The organism is Amphibiibacter pelophylacis (genome assembly GCF_037688875.1).
Classification (GTDB): Bacteria; Pseudomonadota; Gammaproteobacteria; order Burkholderiales; family Burkholderiaceae_C; genus Amphibiibacter; species Amphibiibacter pelophylacis.
Genome location: NZ_JAWDIE010000002.1, coordinates 95,358 through 111,878, shown reverse-complemented (window position 1 = coordinate 111,878; position 16,521 = coordinate 95,358). Strand labels below are relative to the sequence as shown.

The following is a 16,521-nucleotide window of genomic DNA, read 5'->3' as shown; positions in this document are numbered from 1 at the left end:
AAATCCGCTGGTTACGGGGTCAGTAGGCCACCGGCAAGGGGTCCAGACTGCGCCAAATGTACCATGTGGCCACGCTGGAGTAAGGCGTCCAGGCCCCGGCCAGCTCGCGCACGTCGGAGCGGCTGACGGGTTCGCCGGCGAACCAGTTTCTGCTCACGCCCTTGATCAGACCGACGTCGTCCAGCGGCAGGACGTTGGGGCGCAGCAGGTGAAAAATCAGGAACATCTCGGCCGTCCAGCGGCCCACGCCGCGCAGGGTGATCAGATCCTGGATGACGGCTTCGTCGTCCATGCCCTCCCAGCGCGCCACGTCGATCAGCCCGTCGGCGTGGCGCTGCGCCAGGTGTTTGGTGTATTCGATCTTGCGCAGCGACAGCCCGGCCTCGCGCAGCACGGCGGCTTCGGCGCGCAGCAGCGGCTCGCACCACAGGTGGCCGTCGCCGTCCTGGCGGTGCTTTTCCAGCACCAGCACGGCGCGGTCCCAGACGGCCTGCGCGGCCTTGACCGAAATCTGCTGCCCGACGATGGAACGCGCCAGCGTGGTCAGCGCGTCGCCGCGCCCTTCCAGGTGGCCGGGACCGAGCCGGGGGATGAGATCGCGCAGGATGCGGTCGGACGCGATCAGGTGATCGCGCGCCGCGTCCCAGTAATCGGGCTTGATGCCGCCGGGCACCGCGAAGTCGTTGATGTCGCTCATGCGCGGGTCCAGGTCGTGCCCGTGGGGCTGTCTTTGAGCAGGATGCCCTGCGCCTGAAGCTCGGCCCGGATGGCGTCGGCGGCGGCAAAATCGCGCGCCTGTTTGGCCGCCTGGCGCCGGGCGATGGCGTCCTCGATGGCGGCGGTGTCCGGCTCGCCCGCGCTGGCCTCGCCCTGCAGCACGCTCTGCGGCGACTGCTGCAGGATGCCCAGGGTTGCGCCCAGCGCACGCAGCAGGCGCACAGCGCGGGTGGCGGCCTGAAGATCGGTCGCCGGGCCCTGAAGCGCGCGGTTGAGCTGCGCCGTCAGATCAAACAGCACCGCCAGGGCGATCGAGGTGTTGAAATCGTCTGACATCGCAGCCGCGAAGCGCGCAGCATCCGCGTCGTCGCCCTGCCAGTCGGCCGCGGCCAGCGCGGAGTCGGGTTCGGGCAGCGCCACGCCCGCGTCCTGCGCCTGTTGCAGTGCGGTGTAGATGCGGCGCAGGGCGGTCTGGGCCTCGCGCAGGTCGGCGTCGCTGAAGTTGATCGGGCTGCGGTAGTGCGTGCGCAGCATGAAAAAGCGCAGCGTTTCGCCGTCGAAGGTTTTCAGCACCTCGCGGATGGTGAAGAAGTTGCCCAGCGATTTGGACATCTTCTCGTCGTTGATGTTGACGAAGCCGTTGTGCATCCACACGTTGGCGAACGGCTGGCCGCTGGCGCCCACGCTCTGGGCGATCTCGTTTTCGTGGTGGGGGAACTGCAGATCCTGTCCGCCGCCGTGGATGTCGAAGTGCTCGCCCAGCAGCGCGCAGCTCATGGCCGAGCACTCGATGTGCCAGCCCGGGCGACCGGCGCCATAAGGGCTGTCCCATTGGGCCTCGTCGGGCTCCTGGGGTTTGGCGGCTTTCCAAAGGACGAAATCCAGCGGATCGCGCTTGTCGTCCTGCACGGCCACGCGCTCGCCGGCCTGCAGGTCGTCCAGGCTTTTGCCCGACAGGCGGCCGTAGCCGGGGAAGGCGCGCACGGCGAAGTTCACATCGCCCTGCGGGGCCTGATAGGCCAGACCGCGCTCCTCCAAGCGGCGCACGATGTCCAGCATCTGCGGCACGTAATCGGTGGCGCGGGGCTCGTGGTCGGGGCGCTGCACGCCCAGGGCGTCGGCGTCACGGTGCATTTCAGAGATCATGCGGTCGGTCAGGGCGCGCAGGGTTTCACCGTTCTCGGCGGCGCGGCGGATGATCTTGTCGTCGATGTCGGTGATGTTGCGCACATAGGTCACGCGCAGCCCGCTGGCGCGCAGCCAACGCTGCACCACATCGAAAGCCACCAGCACGCGGGCGTGGCCCATGTGGCACAGGTCGTAGACCGTCATGCCGCAGACGTACATGCGCACATGGCCGTCCTGCAGCGGAACAAGTGGCTCGATCTGGTGACTGAGGGTGTTGTAGATGCGTTGCGTCATGGTGGTTCCGGGAAGAAAAAACCGGCAGCGGGTGCCGGTGCGGGGCGATACACCCCGACGCAGCGGGTGGACAAGCCGCAGTGGGTAGAATCGCGCCTCCAGTATAACTTTAGGGCCAGGCCATGAGCACCCGGAACACCCGCCAGACCCCCCGCCAGTCCGCCAGTCCGTCCTCCCGCTCCACGACGTCACGCTCGCGCCGCGCGCTGCTGGCGGTGGGGCTGTGCAGCAGCATCGCCACCCTCGCGTGGGCCAGCCCCGCGCAGGCCCAGGAGGTCCGACTGGACACCAGCGCGGGCGAGATCGTCCTGCAGATGGACGCCGCCAAAGCGCCCAAAACGGTCGCCAACTTCCTGTCGTACGTGAAAAGCGGGCATTACAACGGCACGGTGTTTCACCGCGTCATTGCCGATTTCATGATCCAGGGCGGCGGCTTCACCCCCGATTTCAAAGAGAAGCCCACCCGCGCGCCCATTGCGCTGGAGAAAACCGGCCTCTCGAACACCGTGGGCACCGTGGCCATGGCGCGCACCAGCGATCCGGATTCGGCCTCGGCGCAGTTCTTCATCAACGTCAAGGACAACCTCTTCCTGGATCCGGCGCGCTCGCCAGATGGCAACGGTTACGCCGTGTTCGGCAAGGTCGTCAAGGGCATGGATGTGGTGAACAAAATCCGCGCCGTGCGCACCACCAGCGTCGGCCCGTATCAGGACGTGCCCGCGCAGCCCGTCATCATCCGCTCGGCCAGCGTGGTCCAGTGACTTTTTCTGATCTGATTTTTCTGAAGGATTTCAATGACCTCCGTTCTCGTCAAAACCTCCGCCGGTGAGTTTCGCATCCAGCTGGACGCTGAAAAAGCGCCGAAATCGGCTGAAAACTTCCTGGCCTATGTGCGCAGCGGCCACTACGACGGCACCGTGTTTCACCGCGTCATCAAGAACTTCATGATCCAGGGCGGCGGCATGGATGCGGCCATGAAGCAGAAACCCACCCGCGACCCCATCCCCAACGAAGGCGCTAACGGCCTGAAGAACGTCAAGTACACGCTGGCGATGGCGCGCACCAACGATCCGCACTCGGCCACCGCGCAGTTCTTCATCAACACCAAGGACAATGGTTTTCTGGACCACACCGCGCCGTCGGGCCAGGGCTGGGGCTACGCCGTGTTTGGCGAAGTCACCGAAGGCCGCGAAGTGGTCGATGCCATCGAGAAGGTCAAGACCGGCCGCAAGGGCTTCCACGACGATGTGCCCGTCGAGGCCGTGACCATCGAATCCATGACCGTGGTGGACGACACCGCCGAGTGATTCCCCTGGGCAGCTCTCCCTCCCGCCTGCCCTGGCCGCCCGGCTTTGCGCCGGACGAGCTGGCGCGTCTGCCCTGGCGGGAGCTGCCTGCGCACTGGCGCCGGGTGGACATCGTCTCCGACCTGCACCTGTCGCCCGACACCCCTGCCATTGCCGCCGCGCTGCAGGCGCACCTGGCGCAGACCCCGGCCGATGCCGTCTGGCTGCTGGGCGATGTGTTCGAGGTCTGGGTGGGCGACGATGCGGCCGAGGTTGAAGGCGCTTTCGAGGCCCAGCAGATCGCCGTTTTGGCCGCTGCCGCAGCGCGCCCGGGGCTGCAAATTGCCCTGATGCGCGGCAACCGCGATTTTTTGCTGGGCGATGCGCTCCTGCAGCGTGCGGGCGTGCAGCCGCTGCCTGATCCGTTGCGCGTGCGCGCCTGGGGCCAGACCGCACTGCTGACCCACGGCGATGCGCTTTGCCTGGACGATGGCGATTACCTGGCCTTTCGCGCCAGTGTGCGCAGCCCGGCCTGGCAGCAGGCGTTTCTGGCCCGGCCGCTGGTTGAGCGCCAGGCGTTCGCCCGCGCCGCCCGCGAGCGCAGCGCGCAGTCGCAGCAGCAGGCTCACGCCGCCGCCCGGGCTGCGGGTGAAGGCGAACCGGGCGATATCCACCCCGATGCGCCTGCAGCCCTGCTGGACGCCAGCGGCTGCCAGCGCCTGATCCACGGCCACACCCACCGCCCGCAGGACCACACGCTGCCGGACGGACGCCTGTGCCACGTGCTGGCGGACTGGCGCGAACAGGGCGGCGGCGCTGACGCGGACACTTCCCGAAAATTCTCCCTGACACAGGCCCAGGTGCTGGTCTGGACGCCCGACGGGCTGCACCGGCAGGATCTGTAAACCATGGCGCTGAAATCCACCATTTTCAAGGCGCAGGTCGCTGTGGCCGACATCGACCACAGCTACTACTCCGACCACGCGCTGACCCTGGCGCGCCACCCCAGCGAAACCGACGAACGCATGATGGTGCGCCTGCTGGCGCTGGCCCTGAACGCCTGGCAGCTGGCCGACGTCTGCCAGGGCGATGGCGTGCTGCGTTTTGGCGCGGGCCTGAGCGACCCTTCTGATCCGGACGTGGTCCTGACCGATTTCACGGGCCGCCACCGGTTGTGGATCGAGGTCGGCCAGCCCGAGGAGCGTGCCCTGCAGCGCGCCTGCAACCAGGCCGATGCGGTGGCGGTGTACGCCTTTGCGTCTTCGGCGCGCATCTGGTGGCCGGCGCTCCAGAACAAGGTGGCGCGCATGGACCGCCTGCAGGTCTGGGGCCTGCCGCCCGAAGCCGCGCCCGAGCTGGCCGCGCTCGCGCAGCGCAGCATGGTGCTGCAGGCCACGGTGCAGGACGGCGCCGTGACACTGAGCAGCGAGGCCGGCAGCATCAGCGTCGAACCCGTTCGCTGGAAATAAACGGCGGGGAATCAACGGCGGGGAATAAGCCCCTTTAGGGTCAAGCCGTGATGATGTCTTTTGCCGGCGTGCCATTCAGCAGCGGTGTAGCCATCACCTTGTCGATGCGCTTGTCGTCCATATCAACGACCTCGAACCGCCAGCCTTCCCAATCGGCATGATCGCCCGTGGCTGGCACCTTGCCCAGCAGTAACATCATCATGCCGCTGAGCGTGTGGTAGCGGCCTTTGTCCTCTTCGGGAACCTGCTTGAGTTCAAGGCAGTCTTTCATTTCCGGAATGGGAATGGCGCCATCCAGCAGCCAGGACCCATTCTCGCGCTGCACGGCCCACGCATCATTGGCGTTACGCGGACTGAATTCGCCCGTGAGCGCCTCAAGCACGTCCTGCAGGGTCACGATGCCTTCCACTTCGCCATATTCGTCAATCACAAAAGCCATCTGCATGTGATTGTTCCGGAACTGCTCCAGCAATTCCATGCCGGTCAGTGTCTCGGGCACATAAATGCTGGGATGCAGATTGGCGGAATAATCTGGAGTCTGCCCTTTGGCCACGCAGGCCAGCGCCTGCTTGGCATGAATCACCCCCAGTATCGTGTCCAGACCGCCATCGCACACCGGGAAGCGCGAATGTTCTGATTCAATCAGGCGGCGCAGGTTTTCTTCCGGGGGCAGCTCGATATCGATGATGACCACATCCGAGCGCGGAATCATCAGTGAGCCCAGCTGGCGATCATCGAGCCGGAACACATTGCGCACCATCTCGTGCTGCTGCTGCTCGATAACACCGGCCTCGGAGCCTTCTTCCAGCATGGCATGAATTTCTTCCTCGGTCACACTGGATGCGGTGTTCTGCTTCACCCCCATAATGCGCAGCAGGGTATGGGTCGAAACCGACAGCAGAATCACAAAAGGCCGCGTGACCAGCGCCAGAATCTGTATGGGCCGGGCCACCAGCCGGGCCACGGGCTCTGGTGTGATCTGGCCCAGGCGTTTGGGCACCAGCTCGCCCACGACAATGGAGACATACGTCACCCCAACCACGACCACCGCGGTGGCGCCGATGTTTGCGACCCCGACGGGAACACCGATGGATTGCAGCCACAGTGAGAAAGGGCCCGCCAGGACGGCTTCACCCACGATCCCGTTGAGCAGGCCAATCGAGGTGATGCCGATCTGGATGGTCGACAGAAACTGGGTCGGGTCTTCGCCCAGCTTGAGCGCAATCGCTGCAGCCGGGTCACCTTCGGCAGCCAGTTTCATCAGACGGGCCTTGCGGGCTGTCACCAGCGCAATTTCGGACATCGCAAAGATGCCGTTGAGCATGACAAGACCCAGCAGGATCAGAATTTCCATAGTTTCACTTTCTATTGACAGGCACCAGCGGCCCAACAGCCCCAGGGGCAGACCAGTTTATGCCATGGCTACTGCGGTGACCCGTCTGGCGTGCCCGCTGTTCGATCTTTAGCGCTGTAGCGCCGAAAGTATCAGCGCAAACGTGAAGAACGCCGCCGCTGTCGTCACCAGGATGATGCGCGCGATGCGGCCATTGTTGGCGCCCATGCGTTCGGCCAGCAGCGAGACGTTGCTGGCGCTGGGCAGCGCCGCCGCCACGATGAGCACCGTGGCCGTCGTGGGCGGTACACCAGCGCCCAGCAGGGCCATGGCCTTCAGGGCCAGCGCCATCATCAGCGGGTGGACGAAGAGCTTGAGCAGCGTCACCGGCAGCACCTCGCTCCACGCGATGCGGTGGCTGTGGTCCTCGCGCATCAGCCGCTGCGAGCGGGCCAGCACCGCGCCGATGGTGAACAGCGCCACGGGCGAGGCCGACTGCGCCAGCATGTCCAGCGTGCGCGCAACCGGCCCCGGCCACTGCCACTGCAGGGCGGAAAACAGCACGCCCAGCGCGATCGCCCACGGCATGGGGTTGCCCGCCATGCCGCGCAGCGCCTGACGCAGCGCGATGCGCCAACCGCCTTCGCTGTCCAGTCGCGACAGCGCGATGCACAGGCTGGAGGTCAGCACCATATCGACAGCGATCATGACGATCATGGGCCCGGCCGCCGCCTGGCCCAGCAGCGCCACCAGCAGCGGCACGCCCATGAAGCCGGTGTTGGGAAAGGCCGCGACCAGCGCGCCAAACGCGCTGTCGTTCCAGCCCATGGCGGGCGGCCCGGCGCGCCACGGTTTGCGGCTGACCAGAACGGCCAGCGCCACCATCACCAGTGCGACTGCGGTGTAGCTGGCGAACACCGGCACGTCCAGCAGCTGCGCCAGCGGCGTGCGCGCACCAAACTGGAACAGCATGGCGGGCAGGGCGAAAAACAGCACATAGCCGTTCAGCCCCGGGATGGCCGACAGCGGCAGCGCACCGCGCCAGGTGGCCGCGAAGCCACACAGCACCAGAGCGAAGAAGGGCAGGGTGACCAGCAGGATCTGCAGCATGGCCGCGATGATAAGCCCGTGCTGCCCGCAAGCCCCGGCGGCGCGCGGTTTCTGTATGGCGTAGCGCAAAAGCACCCAAAGGGTAAACCCCGAGGCGAAAGCCCCTTACAGCGCAGCTAGAATCAAGCCGTTTTTGGTCAGACCAAGAGCCGATGCGCTCGATTGTTTTTTGGAAAGTGATCCACCATGAATGCTTTACTTGGGCTGTCGCGCCTGATTGATTCGCTCAATGAGCGGGTGGGCCGGGCGGTGATGTGGCTGGTGTTCGCCTGCGCTTTTGTGAGTGCTGCCAACGCTGTCGTGCGCAAGGTGTTTTCGACCAGTTCGAACGCATTTCTGGAAGCGCAGTGGTACATGTTTTCGGCGATTTTCCTGCTGGCCGCCGGCTACACGCTGATGCGCCAGGAGCACGTGCGCATTGATCTGGTGGTGAGCAAATTCTCCAAGCGCACGCAGATCAAGCTGGACATGCTCTTCATCTGCATCTTCCTGATGCCGGTGGTTTACTTTGTGATCACCATGGTGATGCCGCTGGTGATCCGCGCGTTTGAATCGGGCGAGATGTCCAACCAGGCCGGTGGCCTGATCCGCTGGCCGGTGTACGCCCTGGTGCCCATCGGTTTTGCGCTGCTGGGCCTGCAGGGGGTGTCCGAATTCATCAAGCGCTGGGCTTACCTCAAGGGCCTGATTGACGACCCCACACGCAAAGCCAGCGAGAAATCCGCCGAGCAGGAGCTGGCCGAGGCCATCCTGGCGCAGCAGAACGCTGACAAGGCCGCCGCAGCCACCGCCACCGCCGGAGAACGTTCATGATCGCCTTCATGCTGGAAAACATGGCCCCGCTGATGTTCTGCGGGCTGATCATCTTTCTGCTCATGGGTTACCCGGTGGCGTTCTCGCTGGGCGCCTGCGGGCTGTTTTTTGGCCTGGTCGGCATCGAGATTGGTGTGCCGGGGCTGGAATCGCTGATGAGCGCGCTGCCGCTGCGCATCTTCGGCATCATGCAGAACGAGACGCTGCTGGCGATTCCCTTCTTCACCTTCATGGGGCTGATCCTGGAACGCTCCGGCATGGCCGAGGATCTGCTGGACACCGTGGGCCAGCTCTTTGGCCCGCTGCGCGGGGGTCTGGCGATCGCCGTGGTGCTGGTCGGCGCCATGCTGGCCGCGACGACGGGCGTGGTGGCCGCGTCGGTGATCTCCATGGGCCTGATTTCGCTGCCCATCATGCTGCGCTACGGCTACGACCGGCGCATCGCCAGCGGGGTGATCGCGGCGTCCGGGACACTCGCGCAGATCATCCCGCCGTCGCTGGTGCTGATCGTGCTGGCCGACCAGCTGGGCCGCTCGGTGGGCGATCTGTACAAGGGCGCTTTTCTGCCCGGCTTCATGCTGATGTCCATGTACATCCTCTTTGTGGTGGGCGTGGCGATTTTCCGACCGCAGTGGCTGCCTGCGCTGCCCGCCGAGGCGCGCACCATCCGCGAAAGCAATGGCGACAGCGGTCTGCGCTCGCTGGGCCTGCTCACCCTGGTGTCGGTCGGCTGCGCGCTGGCCTTTGCCCACACCCGCCCGGATACCATGCCGCGCGACGAGCTGATCGTGCTGTCGCTGTGCGTGGGCACGGCGGTGGCTTTTGTCGCCGCCGTGGTCAACAAGAGCTTCAGACTCGGCCTGCTGTCGCAGATGGCCGAGCGCGTGACCTTCGTGCTGATCCCGCCGCTGGGGCTGATTTTCCTGGTGCTGGGCACCATTTTCATGGGCTGGGCCACGCCGACCGAAGGCGGTGCCATGGGCGCCATGGGCGGCCTGCTGATGGCGGCAGCCCGCCGGCGCATGTCCTTCACACTGCTCAAGCAGGCCATGGACATGACGATGAAGCTGTCGACTTTCGTGGTCTTCATCCTGATTGGCGCGACGGTGTTTGGCCTGACCTTCCAGGGCGTGGATGGTCCGCTGTGGGTCGAGCACCTGCTGTCCGGCCTGCCGGGTGGGCAGCTGGGCTTCCTCATCGTCGTCAACATCCTGGTCTTCTTCCTGGCCTTCTTCCTGGACTTTTTTGAGCTGTCCTTCATCGTGGTGCCCCTGCTGGCGCCAGTGGCTGACAAGCTGGGGATTGATCTTGTCTGGTTCGGCGTGCTGCTGGCGCTGAACATGCAGACCAGCTTCATGCACCCGCCCTTTGGCTTTGCGCTGTTCTACCTGCGCAGCGTGGCGCCCAGCGGGCCCTACCGCGACAAGGTCAATGGCCGCACCATCCAGGGCGTGAAGAGCACCGAGATCTACTGGGGCTCGGTGCCCTTCATCCTGCTGCAGCTGGTCATGGTGGCCACGGTGATCGCCTTCCCGAAAATCGTCACCGGCGGCGTCGAGCACGAGGTCCAGCTGGACAACACGCAGGTGCTGGACATCCTGAACCAGGATTCGTCGTCGGAAGGCTGGGGCGATGCGCCGGCGGATGCGGGCGCGCTGCAGGCTCCGGCCGCCCCCGATGCCGCGGCGCCCGATGCGGCCGCGCCTGCGGACCCGGCTACGGCTCCCGCTGAAGCGCCCCCCGCCGAGAGCGATGCCGACGCTCTCAAACAGCTGGAAGAAGCCAGCAAGGCGGCGCAAAAGTGACGCTGCCGCCGTCTGGATGGGTGTTTACCCGTAAGTTTTTTTCCGGAATTCGTGCATAGAATCGTCGCAAATTTGGTCTGACCAAGTTTGCGTCCTGAACCCCGAAGCCCCGCTGTCCTTTTTCTTACTCACTGGAGATTTTCATGGATCGACGTTCAATGGTGAAATTTGCCGGCCTGGCCGGTATCCTGGCGGCGGGCGCTGCCCCGGCCGTGCATGCCCAGGCGACGGTGCGCTGGCGCCTGGCGTCCAGCTTCCCCAAATCCATCGACACGCTGATGGGCGGGGCCGAATACATGGCCAAGCAGGTCAAGGCCATGTCGGGCGGCAAGTTTGAAATCTCCGTTCACCCGGGCGGCGAGCTGATGCCCCCGCTGGGCGTGCTGGACGGCGTGCAGGGCGGCAACGTCGAAATGTGCCATACGGCGCCTTACTATTTCTTCGGCAAGAACGAGGCCTTCACCCTGGGCTGCGCCATTCCCTTCGGTATGGGCAGCCGCCAGATGACCGCCTGGATGCTGGAAGGCAACGGCGGCAAGCTGATGAGCGAGTTCTACGCCGGTTACAACATCGTCAACTTCCCCGGCGGCAACAGCGGCACCCAGATGGGCGGCTGGTATCGCAAGGAAATCAAGACCCTGGCCGACATGAAGGGCCTGAAAATGCGCATTGGCGGCTTTGCCGGCAAGGTGCTGGAGCGCATGGGCGCCGTGCCGCAGCAGATTCCCGCCGGTGAAATCTATCAGGCGCTGGAAAAAGGCACTATTGACGCCGCCGAGTGGATCGGGCCGTACGACGATCTGAAACTGGGCCTGTTCAAAGTGGCGCCCAACTACTACTACCCGGGCTGGTGGGAGGGTGGCGCCGAGCTGGACTTTTTCGTCAACAAGAAGGCCTACGACGGCCTGTCGGCCGAGAACAAGGCCATTCTGGACACCGCCACGCGTGCGGCCCACGTGTCGATCCAGGCCGAATACGACGCCAAGAACCCCGGCGCGCTCAAGCAGCTGGTGGCCCAGAAGGTGAAGGTCGCGGCCTTCCCCAAGGCGGTGATGGACGAGGCCTTCAAGCAGTCGATGGCGATTTACAGCGAGCTCAATGCCAGCAACCCCGTGTGGAAGAAAATCTACGGCGATTACCTGGCTTTCCAGAAAGACCAGCTGCTGTGGGACCGCTTCTCGCAGGCCAGCTTCGACGGCTACATGCGCGGCGTGAAACTGCCCTGAGCGCTTTCCCCTCGAACAGAAAACCCGGCCTCGGCCGGGTTTTTTTGTGAACCCTGCAGCCCAGCCTGTGGGATGGGAACAGCGGGTCTTCGTTCAGCGGGTGCAGGTTTCAAGGGCCCGGTCTGTGCTGGCTTTTATGACCATGGCGGTAGAGCCCGGGCCTGAGCCTTTGGACCACCAGACCAGGCCACCGCCTTCATAGCGCGCACCGCTGGCCGATGGCGCGATGGTCATGGCGTAGTAGCGCTTGCCGTAGCGCAGCCGCAGCCGCTCGCCGGACGTGTCGTACTGCGCCACCGCTGCCTTGCCGCTGGGGCAGCGATAGATCTGGCGCTTCCCCAGCACCCGGGGCGCAGCGGGCGGTTTGGCCGCAGGCACCCCGGCCCGGGGGACTGCCGCAGGAGCGACGGCTGGTGGTGCAGACGCTGTGATGGGCGCCACGCTGGGCGCCGCAGCCTGCGTGGCTGTCGGCACCGTCGCGTCAGGCTCCGGAGGCGGTGGCGCTGAAGTCCAGGTGCCCTGTGTGGCGCAGGCCCCCAGCAGCAGGCTGCAGGCCAGAAGGGGCAGGTGACGAAGTTGCATGGCAGTTCCTTGCTGGTGCACAAGGGGCTGAGCTTAGCACTGCCCGGTGTCAGGGGCGCCGTTCCAGCGCCAGCTTGAGCCCCAGAACCAGCAGAACGGCCCCGCTGGTGCGAAAGATCCAGAGCAGAAAGCGCGGATGGCTGCGCAGCCACTTGGACAGAATGCCCGAGGCCAGTCCGATGGGGCCTTTGACCAGGAAAGTCAGCGTCGCAAAGACCAGACCCAGCGCGAACACCGACAGCGTCGGGTGCGTGGCGCCGGGCAGCACGAACTGCGGCAGGAAGGCGAAATAAAAGACCGCAATTTTCGGGTTGCTCAGATTCGACAGCGCGCCATCGACAAACAGCCGCAGCAGGGACTTGGGCGCCCCGGCGGTGATGGCCAGCTCTGACTGGCGCGTGCGCAGCAGCTGTACGCCCATGTAAACCAGGTAGGCTGCGCCGACCAGTTTCAGCACCAGAAACAGCCATTCCGAGGCCCGAAGCAGGGCGCCCAGCCCCAGCGTGGCCAGCACGGTATGCCCGATCAGGCCCACGCTGACGCCGGCCGCCGTGACAATCCCCGCCGCCGTCCCCTGCGCGATGGACCGCGACATGACCAGCACCATGTCCTGACCGGGCGTGGCGATCACCAGAAGCGATGTGGCCATAAACAGCCACCAGGAGACTTCAATCATGGCAGGGCTCCTCGGGACAATGAATCGACGGATGAGGTGGGGCGCCGTCAGCGTGGGGTAGTGAAATATGCACTGTGCTCGTTGACGAGTGAATGGTGCTGGGCTGATGTGTCATTTGGTGCGCTGCCCACAGCGCGCGCAGCGGGCCCAGAATGTTTTCAACCCCCTGGCCCCGTGCCGGGGTCTCACGCTCGCCCGGCGCCCCGAAACTGTTTCAGTTACAGATCGACCTTCCAGTTGGTTTCCTGAATCAACCCGTTCAGCTCCCTAATCTGGCGGGCCAGGTCTTCGGACTGTTTCTGGATGCTGGCAATATCAATCGCCGTCGTCCATTTGATTTCGCGGGCGCTGTAGCGGTCAGGCTCTCGCTGCGTCGCGTCGATGGCAGACTGGTACAGCGCGTGCCGCTGCACCAGCGCATCGCGCGCCGCCATGGCCTCGGTCAGGCTGCGGCCATCGGGCAGGGTATGGCTGAGGTTGGCGGTGTTGATCGCCACCACCAGTTTCTGGAGTTCTTCGAGAGTGGCTCCAGCCTCAAGCAGCAGCGCCGCAGGGTCCTCGTGCGGCGTGTCGCCGTCCTGCACCATGACGTTGCGGGCGATGCGCTCGCGCAGCGAGGCAATTTTTTTCTGCACATCAGCGCGCAGGAGAAGGGCTTGAGCGAGTTTCATGGAAATATTCTATGCGATGTGGTGCCCGGGATTCACAGGCTATTTCTCGCTTAGTGGCGATCCGAATCAAAAACTGGAGCCCGGCTGCTGCAGAAAATCAAGCTCTTCCGGGGTTGATGTGCGCCCGAGTATGGCATTGCGATGTGGGTAGCGCCCGAACCGGTCAATGATGGCCTTGTGCTTCAGTTCCGCCTGGTGGTTGGCCTCAGGCGCCATCGTGCGAAACAGGGGTTCCGCCAGACGGTGAATCACCGCTGATTCGCTGTGCATGTAGGGCATGTACAGAAAGGCCCTGTGCTGGGCGGGCAGGGTTTGATCTGCGCCAGTACGGACGGCTTCCTGAGCAAGCGCCAGTGCCATCGGATCGCAGGCAAAGGCCAGCGGCGTGCCCCGGTGGATATTGCGTGAGAACTGATCCAGAACAATGATTTCGGCCAGGCGTCCTTCGGGTGATACACGCCACTCAAACAGTTCACCCGCGTGAGCGGCGCGGTGAGTTTCGCCGAATCGGTCAGAAATTGTCTTGTCCAGGTCAGGATCAACCCGCCACCACTGGGCCGGGGAGAGTTCTTCGAACCAGAAATTGAGGATGGTGTGCATGGGGTGGTTTGGTATTTGACGATTCGGACTGCTGTAAGCAGATCCAGGACGTGCAGCAATTACAGCAGTGGCGCGACGGAAGGATTCGTGTGGCGCAAAGACGGTGCATCTTGCTCCCTACAAGCTAGCCAGACTGAGTTGTGTCGTGCTTACTGATTGACGGAATACACCAAGCTGGGACAGGAAGTACTTCGAAGAGCGCTATCGCCAGCAAGACCTGAATAACCCCGCCCAGAAGGCCAGTGCGATGGGCATGCAGCTCGTGCCCTCGGAAAGCGCTGCATGAAATCACTATGAAAATCAGTCAGTTGGAGGGTGTTTCTTGAGAGGCCTCTCCTTGCTAAGGCGGCTACAGGCCAAGTTGCTTCTCGATATAGGTCTGAAGGACTCCAAAAGCGAGGTCACCAGTTTTCCTGCCGATTTCAATTAGAAAGGCAGTCAGCTTCTGTTTCGCCTTTAGCCGATCGACCTTGTCAACTCCTTTATCAGCGATTTCGTAGACGGCGGTCTCCAGCTTCTTTGCTTCTGTGCCGCCATGTTGCCCGACAAGTTCGAGCAACTGATGGTGTTCAGGATCAAAATGCTGATTGCCATTGATCTCTTCGGCAATGACGCCGTTCACAGTGCCTATGAACTGCGGTCGGAAGTTGTACGTTACGTGAGTTGGACCACCTGTGCCTTGGCTGGGCCGACCCAGAAGGAGCGCGTCTCCTCCGACCTGGCCAGTGATCTGCGGCACTGCTTTAGATACAAGTGCAGGCAATTGAGCCCACTCTTCGGTAGACAGACCGGCGTCCATCAACTCCGACTCCAGTCGGTGTCTGATCGAGACGGCCTTGGCTTCGGCTTCGTGCTTGATATCCAGTTGTAATCGCCGTGCCTCCTTGGCGTATCGGGATACGACCTTAAGAACGTCCTGCGGATTTCCTCCCTTAGACGCGATAAGCACTGAGGCGGCCTCAGTGTCGGTCTGGAAAAGCGCCATCAACTTCGAAAACTCTTGGAACTCGGGGCCAAGACTATGTTGCCCTTCTGGAGGCTGGCCGTGGAACTCGTAGATGACCCCATGCTCGGTTCTCTTTTGATCAAGTCGGACCTGGAGGTGCTCGACCTTGACAAGGTAGTCCTGGAATAGCTGAAGAAAGCGATCAGCCTCGCCGGACCAAAGGCGACCGATTGGAACATATAGTCGAAAAATAAGGTTCTTGTCGGTCTCGTCTAGAAAAGCGTCAGCTAGGACGGTGACCTCGGCCTTCCGGGCGTACGGAATCACCTCGATGTTGTGCTGCTTTAGAAATGCGAGTGCTTCCTCTAGGATCGCCCGCTCAGGGTAGGGCCTGTATTCCTCGCGGAACTTGTCTGATTGCTCGCCGGCAAGGATGTCCTCAAATAGATAAATCTGATTGGGGACTGACCCAATAGCACCGAATAGGCGCTCCCGTACCTGACGGTAGGATTCGTCGACAATCAGTTTCATGACGTTCGCCGGAAACTTGCCAATGACAGAAGAGATCTTGAACTGATCAAAGAGATCTGCTGTGGCAGCCCAGTTGTCTGGGTATGAGTTCAATATCTTCTTCTTGTACTGGCGCCCCGATGTTTTCAGCGAACTGATCACTCCCTCGTGGTCTACCCAACCCAGGAGCAGTACAAGTGGCTTGTTCGGGTCAAGCTGATAGTCGAACTCGATGTCGGGATCTTCTGGAAGTGGCTGCATGTTCAACCGGTGTAGGTTTGAGAGGCCTAACTTGTTTTTATACCCCCTGTCAGGGGTATAACTGTACAAGGATGGTGGATAAAAAATGAAATCGCTTGTAACTTGTTGTTTTTTCAGGGACAGGAGGCGATATGACACCAGCCGCAGAACCACAACGTCCCAAGCTGCTGGATCAGCTTCGCGGCAAGCTGCGGGTTATGCACTACAGCCTGCGGACCGAAAAGAAGTACGTTCAGTGGGCGATCAGATTTATTCTATTCCACAATAAAGCCCATCTGGAGCAGGTCGCAGCAATAAATTTTCCTTGCATTCTGACTTGGCTGGCGTGTCAGCTTCCCGCCCAAAGGGCCTTAAAATCAAATGAAAGCTGTTTCTGGTGCCGGATCGACAGCAGGAAGACCGTGTCTTTCCCCTGCGCATACAGCACCAGATAGTGTGTCATTACATACTCGCGCAATTCGCCTGCTGGGGTGATCGAGCTCAGTTGGGTTTTAAGACGTGTAATGCCGTTGGCGACTTCCACGGATCGGGGCTGATGCGCAAGGAACAGGCGCCCCATGGCTGGAAATAGCTCCAGGTTCGGTATCACGGTATGGGTCTGTTCGTCCAGCAAGGCATCAAAGGCTTGGCACGCTTGGGCCTGCGCGAGGAATATGTCGAGTTCCATCAGGTTGCGCTCGAAGTTGCTGGTGATCTGGACGCTGACGGGTGCGCTAACGCTGCAGCCTGCCTCATCCTGCAGTGTTTGCTGAGCGCCTGAGCTTGATTTCCGCCAAAGCAGTTCGGGCGTCTTTGACCTGGCCCGCCGCTACGTCGGCCAGGCCGCGACTGGCTTCATCGATCAGGAGCAGGTGGATGCGTTCGCGCTCAAGCTGGTGGTAATAGTCCAGCCGCTGTGAGTCGATGAGCGCGACGTAGCTCTCACCGTTCTTGGTGATGATTTTTTCGGCCCCTGCTTTTACCTGGTCGGCCAGTTCAGACAGCGTCGCCCGGGCTTGCGACAGGGAAATCACGTCGCCTGCAGTAATTGCCATGGGGGGCTCCTGGTGGCTGGATGTACATGATTCTGCACATCATATCGCCCAACATCCCAG

Annotated in this window: 19 protein-coding genes; 8 read left to right on the top strand and 11 right to left on the bottom strand. The window is 62.9% G+C overall.

Features of this window, described 5'->3' with window-relative positions:
• Positions 1 to 19: 19 nt before the first annotated feature.
• Both RV045_RS01855 and cysS read right to left on the bottom strand, forming a co-directional pair.
• Positions 20 to 697, bottom strand: coding sequence for a DNA-3-methyladenine glycosylase family protein (locus tag RV045_RS01855; protein WP_423234058.1), 678 nt, complete (start codon positions 695 to 697; stop codon positions 20 to 22).
• Positions 694 to 2,139, bottom strand: a complete 1,446-nt coding sequence (cysS, locus tag RV045_RS01850) for a cysteine--tRNA ligase (RefSeq protein WP_423234057.1) — start codon at positions 2,137 to 2,139, stop codon at positions 694 to 696. Before cysS ends, RV045_RS01855 begins: the two co-directional genes overlap by 4 nt.
• Positions 2,140 to 2,261: 122 nt before the next feature.
• On the opposite strand from cysS, the gene RV045_RS01845 reads away from it, so the two are divergent.
• Genes RV045_RS01845 through RV045_RS01830 form a run of 4 tightly spaced genes read left to right on the top strand, consistent with a single transcriptional unit; the run spans position 2,262 to position 4,894 of the window.
• Positions 2,262 to 2,900: a peptidylprolyl isomerase gene (locus tag RV045_RS01845; RefSeq protein ID WP_423234056.1), complete on the top strand. Its 639-nt coding sequence runs from the start codon at positions 2,262 to 2,264 to the stop codon at positions 2,898 to 2,900.
• 33 nt (positions 2,901 to 2,933) lie between these two features.
• Positions 2,934 to 3,446 (top strand): peptidylprolyl isomerase, encoded by a 513-nt coding sequence (locus tag RV045_RS01840; RefSeq protein ID WP_423234055.1) that lies wholly within the window; start codon positions 2,934 to 2,936, stop codon positions 3,444 to 3,446.
• Positions 3,443 to 4,330, top strand: a complete 888-nt coding sequence (locus tag RV045_RS01835; protein ID WP_423234054.1) for a UDP-2,3-diacylglucosamine diphosphatase — start codon at positions 3,443 to 3,445, stop codon at positions 4,328 to 4,330. Before RV045_RS01840 ends, RV045_RS01835 begins: the two co-directional genes overlap by 4 nt.
• A 3-nt stretch (positions 4,331 to 4,333) precedes the next feature.
• Positions 4,334 to 4,894 carry a YaeQ family protein gene (locus tag RV045_RS01830; protein WP_423234053.1) on the top strand — a complete coding sequence of 187 codons (561 nt, stop codon included), beginning with the start codon at positions 4,334 to 4,336 and terminating at the stop codon, positions 4,892 to 4,894.
• Between the two features lie 40 nt (positions 4,895 to 4,934).
• Here RV045_RS01830 and RV045_RS01825 read toward each other — a convergent pair whose 3' ends face one another.
• Positions 4,935 to 6,248, bottom strand: coding sequence for a hemolysin family protein (locus RV045_RS01825; protein WP_423234052.1), 1,314 nt, complete (start codon positions 6,246 to 6,248; stop codon positions 4,935 to 4,937).
• 108 nt (positions 6,249 to 6,356) lie between these two features.
• The gene (locus tag RV045_RS01820; protein ID WP_423234051.1) at positions 6,357 to 7,337 is read right to left on the bottom strand and encodes an AEC family transporter; all 981 of its coding nucleotides are present in this window, start codon (positions 7,335 to 7,337) and stop codon (positions 6,357 to 6,359) included.
• A gap of 186 nt (positions 7,338 to 7,523) precedes the next feature.
• Between RV045_RS01820 and RV045_RS01815 the strand changes: the two genes are divergently transcribed.
• The 3 genes from RV045_RS01815 to RV045_RS01805 all read left to right on the top strand — a co-directional run bounded on the left by RV045_RS01815 (position 7,524) and on the right by RV045_RS01805 (position 11,181).
• The gene (locus RV045_RS01815) at positions 7,524 to 8,150 is read left to right on the top strand and encodes a TRAP transporter small permease subunit (RefSeq protein ID WP_423234050.1); all 627 of its coding nucleotides are present in this window, start codon (positions 7,524 to 7,526) and stop codon (positions 8,148 to 8,150) included.
• Complete coding sequence (locus RV045_RS01810; protein ID WP_423234049.1) at positions 8,147 to 9,955, top strand: TRAP transporter large permease; 1,809 nt, start codon at positions 8,147 to 8,149, stop codon at positions 9,953 to 9,955. Before RV045_RS01815 ends, RV045_RS01810 begins: the two co-directional genes overlap by 4 nt.
• A gap of 143 nt (positions 9,956 to 10,098) precedes the next feature.
• Complete coding sequence (locus RV045_RS01805) at positions 10,099 to 11,181, top strand: TRAP transporter substrate-binding protein (protein ID WP_423234048.1); 1,083 nt, start codon at positions 10,099 to 10,101, stop codon at positions 11,179 to 11,181.
• A 93-nt stretch (positions 11,182 to 11,274) separates the two neighbouring features.
• Here RV045_RS01805 and RV045_RS01800 read toward each other — a convergent pair whose 3' ends face one another.
• From RV045_RS01800 to RV045_RS01780, 5 genes are all read right to left on the bottom strand, one after another.
• Positions 11,275 to 11,763 carry an MliC family protein gene (locus RV045_RS01800; protein ID WP_423234047.1) on the bottom strand — a complete coding sequence of 163 codons (489 nt, stop codon included), beginning with the start codon at positions 11,761 to 11,763 and terminating at the stop codon, positions 11,275 to 11,277.
• Between the two features lie 49 nt (positions 11,764 to 11,812).
• Positions 11,813 to 12,439, bottom strand: coding sequence for a LysE family translocator (locus RV045_RS01795; RefSeq protein ID WP_423234046.1), 627 nt, complete (start codon positions 12,437 to 12,439; stop codon positions 11,813 to 11,815).
• 218 nt (positions 12,440 to 12,657) lie between these two features.
• Complete coding sequence (locus tag RV045_RS01790; protein ID WP_423234045.1) at positions 12,658 to 13,110, bottom strand: DIP1984 family protein; 453 nt, start codon at positions 13,108 to 13,110, stop codon at positions 12,658 to 12,660.
• A 66-nt stretch (positions 13,111 to 13,176) separates the two neighbouring features.
• A complete protein-coding gene (locus RV045_RS01785) occupies positions 13,177 to 13,710 on the bottom strand; it encodes a DUF924 family protein (RefSeq protein ID WP_423234044.1) in 534 nt (177 codons plus the stop codon).
• Positions 13,711 to 14,059: 349 nt separating this feature from the next.
• Positions 14,060 to 15,427, bottom strand: coding sequence for a hypothetical protein (locus RV045_RS01780; RefSeq protein WP_423234043.1), 1,368 nt, complete (start codon positions 15,425 to 15,427; stop codon positions 14,060 to 14,062).
• Between the two features lie 131 nt (positions 15,428 to 15,558).
• Between RV045_RS01780 and RV045_RS01775 the strand changes: the two genes are divergently transcribed.
• Positions 15,559 to 15,861, top strand: a complete 303-nt coding sequence (locus RV045_RS01775; RefSeq protein WP_423234042.1) for a phage integrase N-terminal SAM-like domain-containing protein — start codon at positions 15,559 to 15,561, stop codon at positions 15,859 to 15,861.
• Here RV045_RS01775 and RV045_RS01770 read toward each other — a convergent pair.
• Both RV045_RS01770 and RV045_RS01765 read right to left on the bottom strand, forming a co-directional pair.
• Positions 15,756 to 16,121 (bottom strand): type II toxin-antitoxin system RelE/ParE family toxin, encoded by a 366-nt coding sequence (locus RV045_RS01770; protein WP_423234120.1) that lies wholly within the window; start codon positions 16,119 to 16,121, stop codon positions 15,756 to 15,758. The two genes, RV045_RS01775 and RV045_RS01770, sit on opposite strands and share 106 nt — an antisense overlap.
• Before the next feature lie 37 nt (positions 16,122 to 16,158).
• Complete coding sequence (locus RV045_RS01765) at positions 16,159 to 16,461, bottom strand: type II toxin-antitoxin system Phd/YefM family antitoxin (protein WP_423234041.1); 303 nt, start codon at positions 16,459 to 16,461, stop codon at positions 16,159 to 16,161.
• Positions 16,462 to 16,521: the final 60 nt, after the last annotated feature.

Bases quoted from the DNA above. Each gene is read 5' to 3' on its own strand.
- RV045_RS01845 (WP_423234056.1), top strand. From the start codon at position 2,262: ATGAGCACCCGGAACACCCGCCAGACCCCCCGCCAGTCCGCCAGTCCG.
- RV045_RS01765 (WP_423234041.1), bottom strand. From the start codon at position 16,461: ATGGCAATTACTGCAGGCGACGTGATTTCCCTGTCGCAAGCCCGGGCG.
- RV045_RS01830 (WP_423234053.1), top strand. From the start codon at position 4,334: ATGGCGCTGAAATCCACCATTTTCAAGGCGCAGGTCGCTGTGGCCGAC.
- RV045_RS01825 (WP_423234052.1), bottom strand. From the start codon at position 6,248: ATGGAAATTCTGATCCTGCTGGGTCTTGTCATGCTCAACGGCATCTTT.
- RV045_RS01800 (WP_423234047.1), bottom strand. From the start codon at position 11,763: ATGCAACTTCGTCACCTGCCCCTTCTGGCCTGCAGCCTGCTGCTGGGG.
- RV045_RS01780 (WP_423234043.1), bottom strand. From the start codon at position 15,427: ATGCAGCCACTTCCAGAAGATCCCGACATCGAGTTCGACTATCAGCTT.
- RV045_RS01795 (WP_423234046.1), bottom strand. From the start codon at position 12,439: ATGATTGAAGTCTCCTGGTGGCTGTTTATGGCCACATCGCTTCTGGTG.
- RV045_RS01785 (WP_423234044.1), bottom strand. From the start codon at position 13,710: ATGCACACCATCCTCAATTTCTGGTTCGAAGAACTCTCCCCGGCCCAG.
- RV045_RS01805 (WP_423234048.1), top strand. From the start codon at position 10,099: ATGGATCGACGTTCAATGGTGAAATTTGCCGGCCTGGCCGGTATCCTG.
- RV045_RS01815 (WP_423234050.1), top strand. From the start codon at position 7,524: ATGAATGCTTTACTTGGGCTGTCGCGCCTGATTGATTCGCTCAATGAG.
- RV045_RS01810 (WP_423234049.1), top strand. From the start codon at position 8,147: ATGATCGCCTTCATGCTGGAAAACATGGCCCCGCTGATGTTCTGCGGG.
- RV045_RS01820 (WP_423234051.1), bottom strand. From the start codon at position 7,337: ATGCTGCAGATCCTGCTGGTCACCCTGCCCTTCTTCGCTCTGGTGCTG.
- RV045_RS01775 (WP_423234042.1), top strand. From the start codon at position 15,559: ATGACACCAGCCGCAGAACCACAACGTCCCAAGCTGCTGGATCAGCTT.
- cysS (WP_423234057.1), bottom strand. From the start codon at position 2,139: ATGACGCAACGCATCTACAACACCCTCAGTCACCAGATCGAGCCACTT.
- RV045_RS01840 (WP_423234055.1), top strand. From the start codon at position 2,934: ATGACCTCCGTTCTCGTCAAAACCTCCGCCGGTGAGTTTCGCATCCAG.
- RV045_RS01855 (WP_423234058.1), bottom strand. From the start codon at position 697: ATGAGCGACATCAACGACTTCGCGGTGCCCGGCGGCATCAAGCCCGAT.
- RV045_RS01790 (WP_423234045.1), bottom strand. From the start codon at position 13,110: ATGAAACTCGCTCAAGCCCTTCTCCTGCGCGCTGATGTGCAGAAAAAA.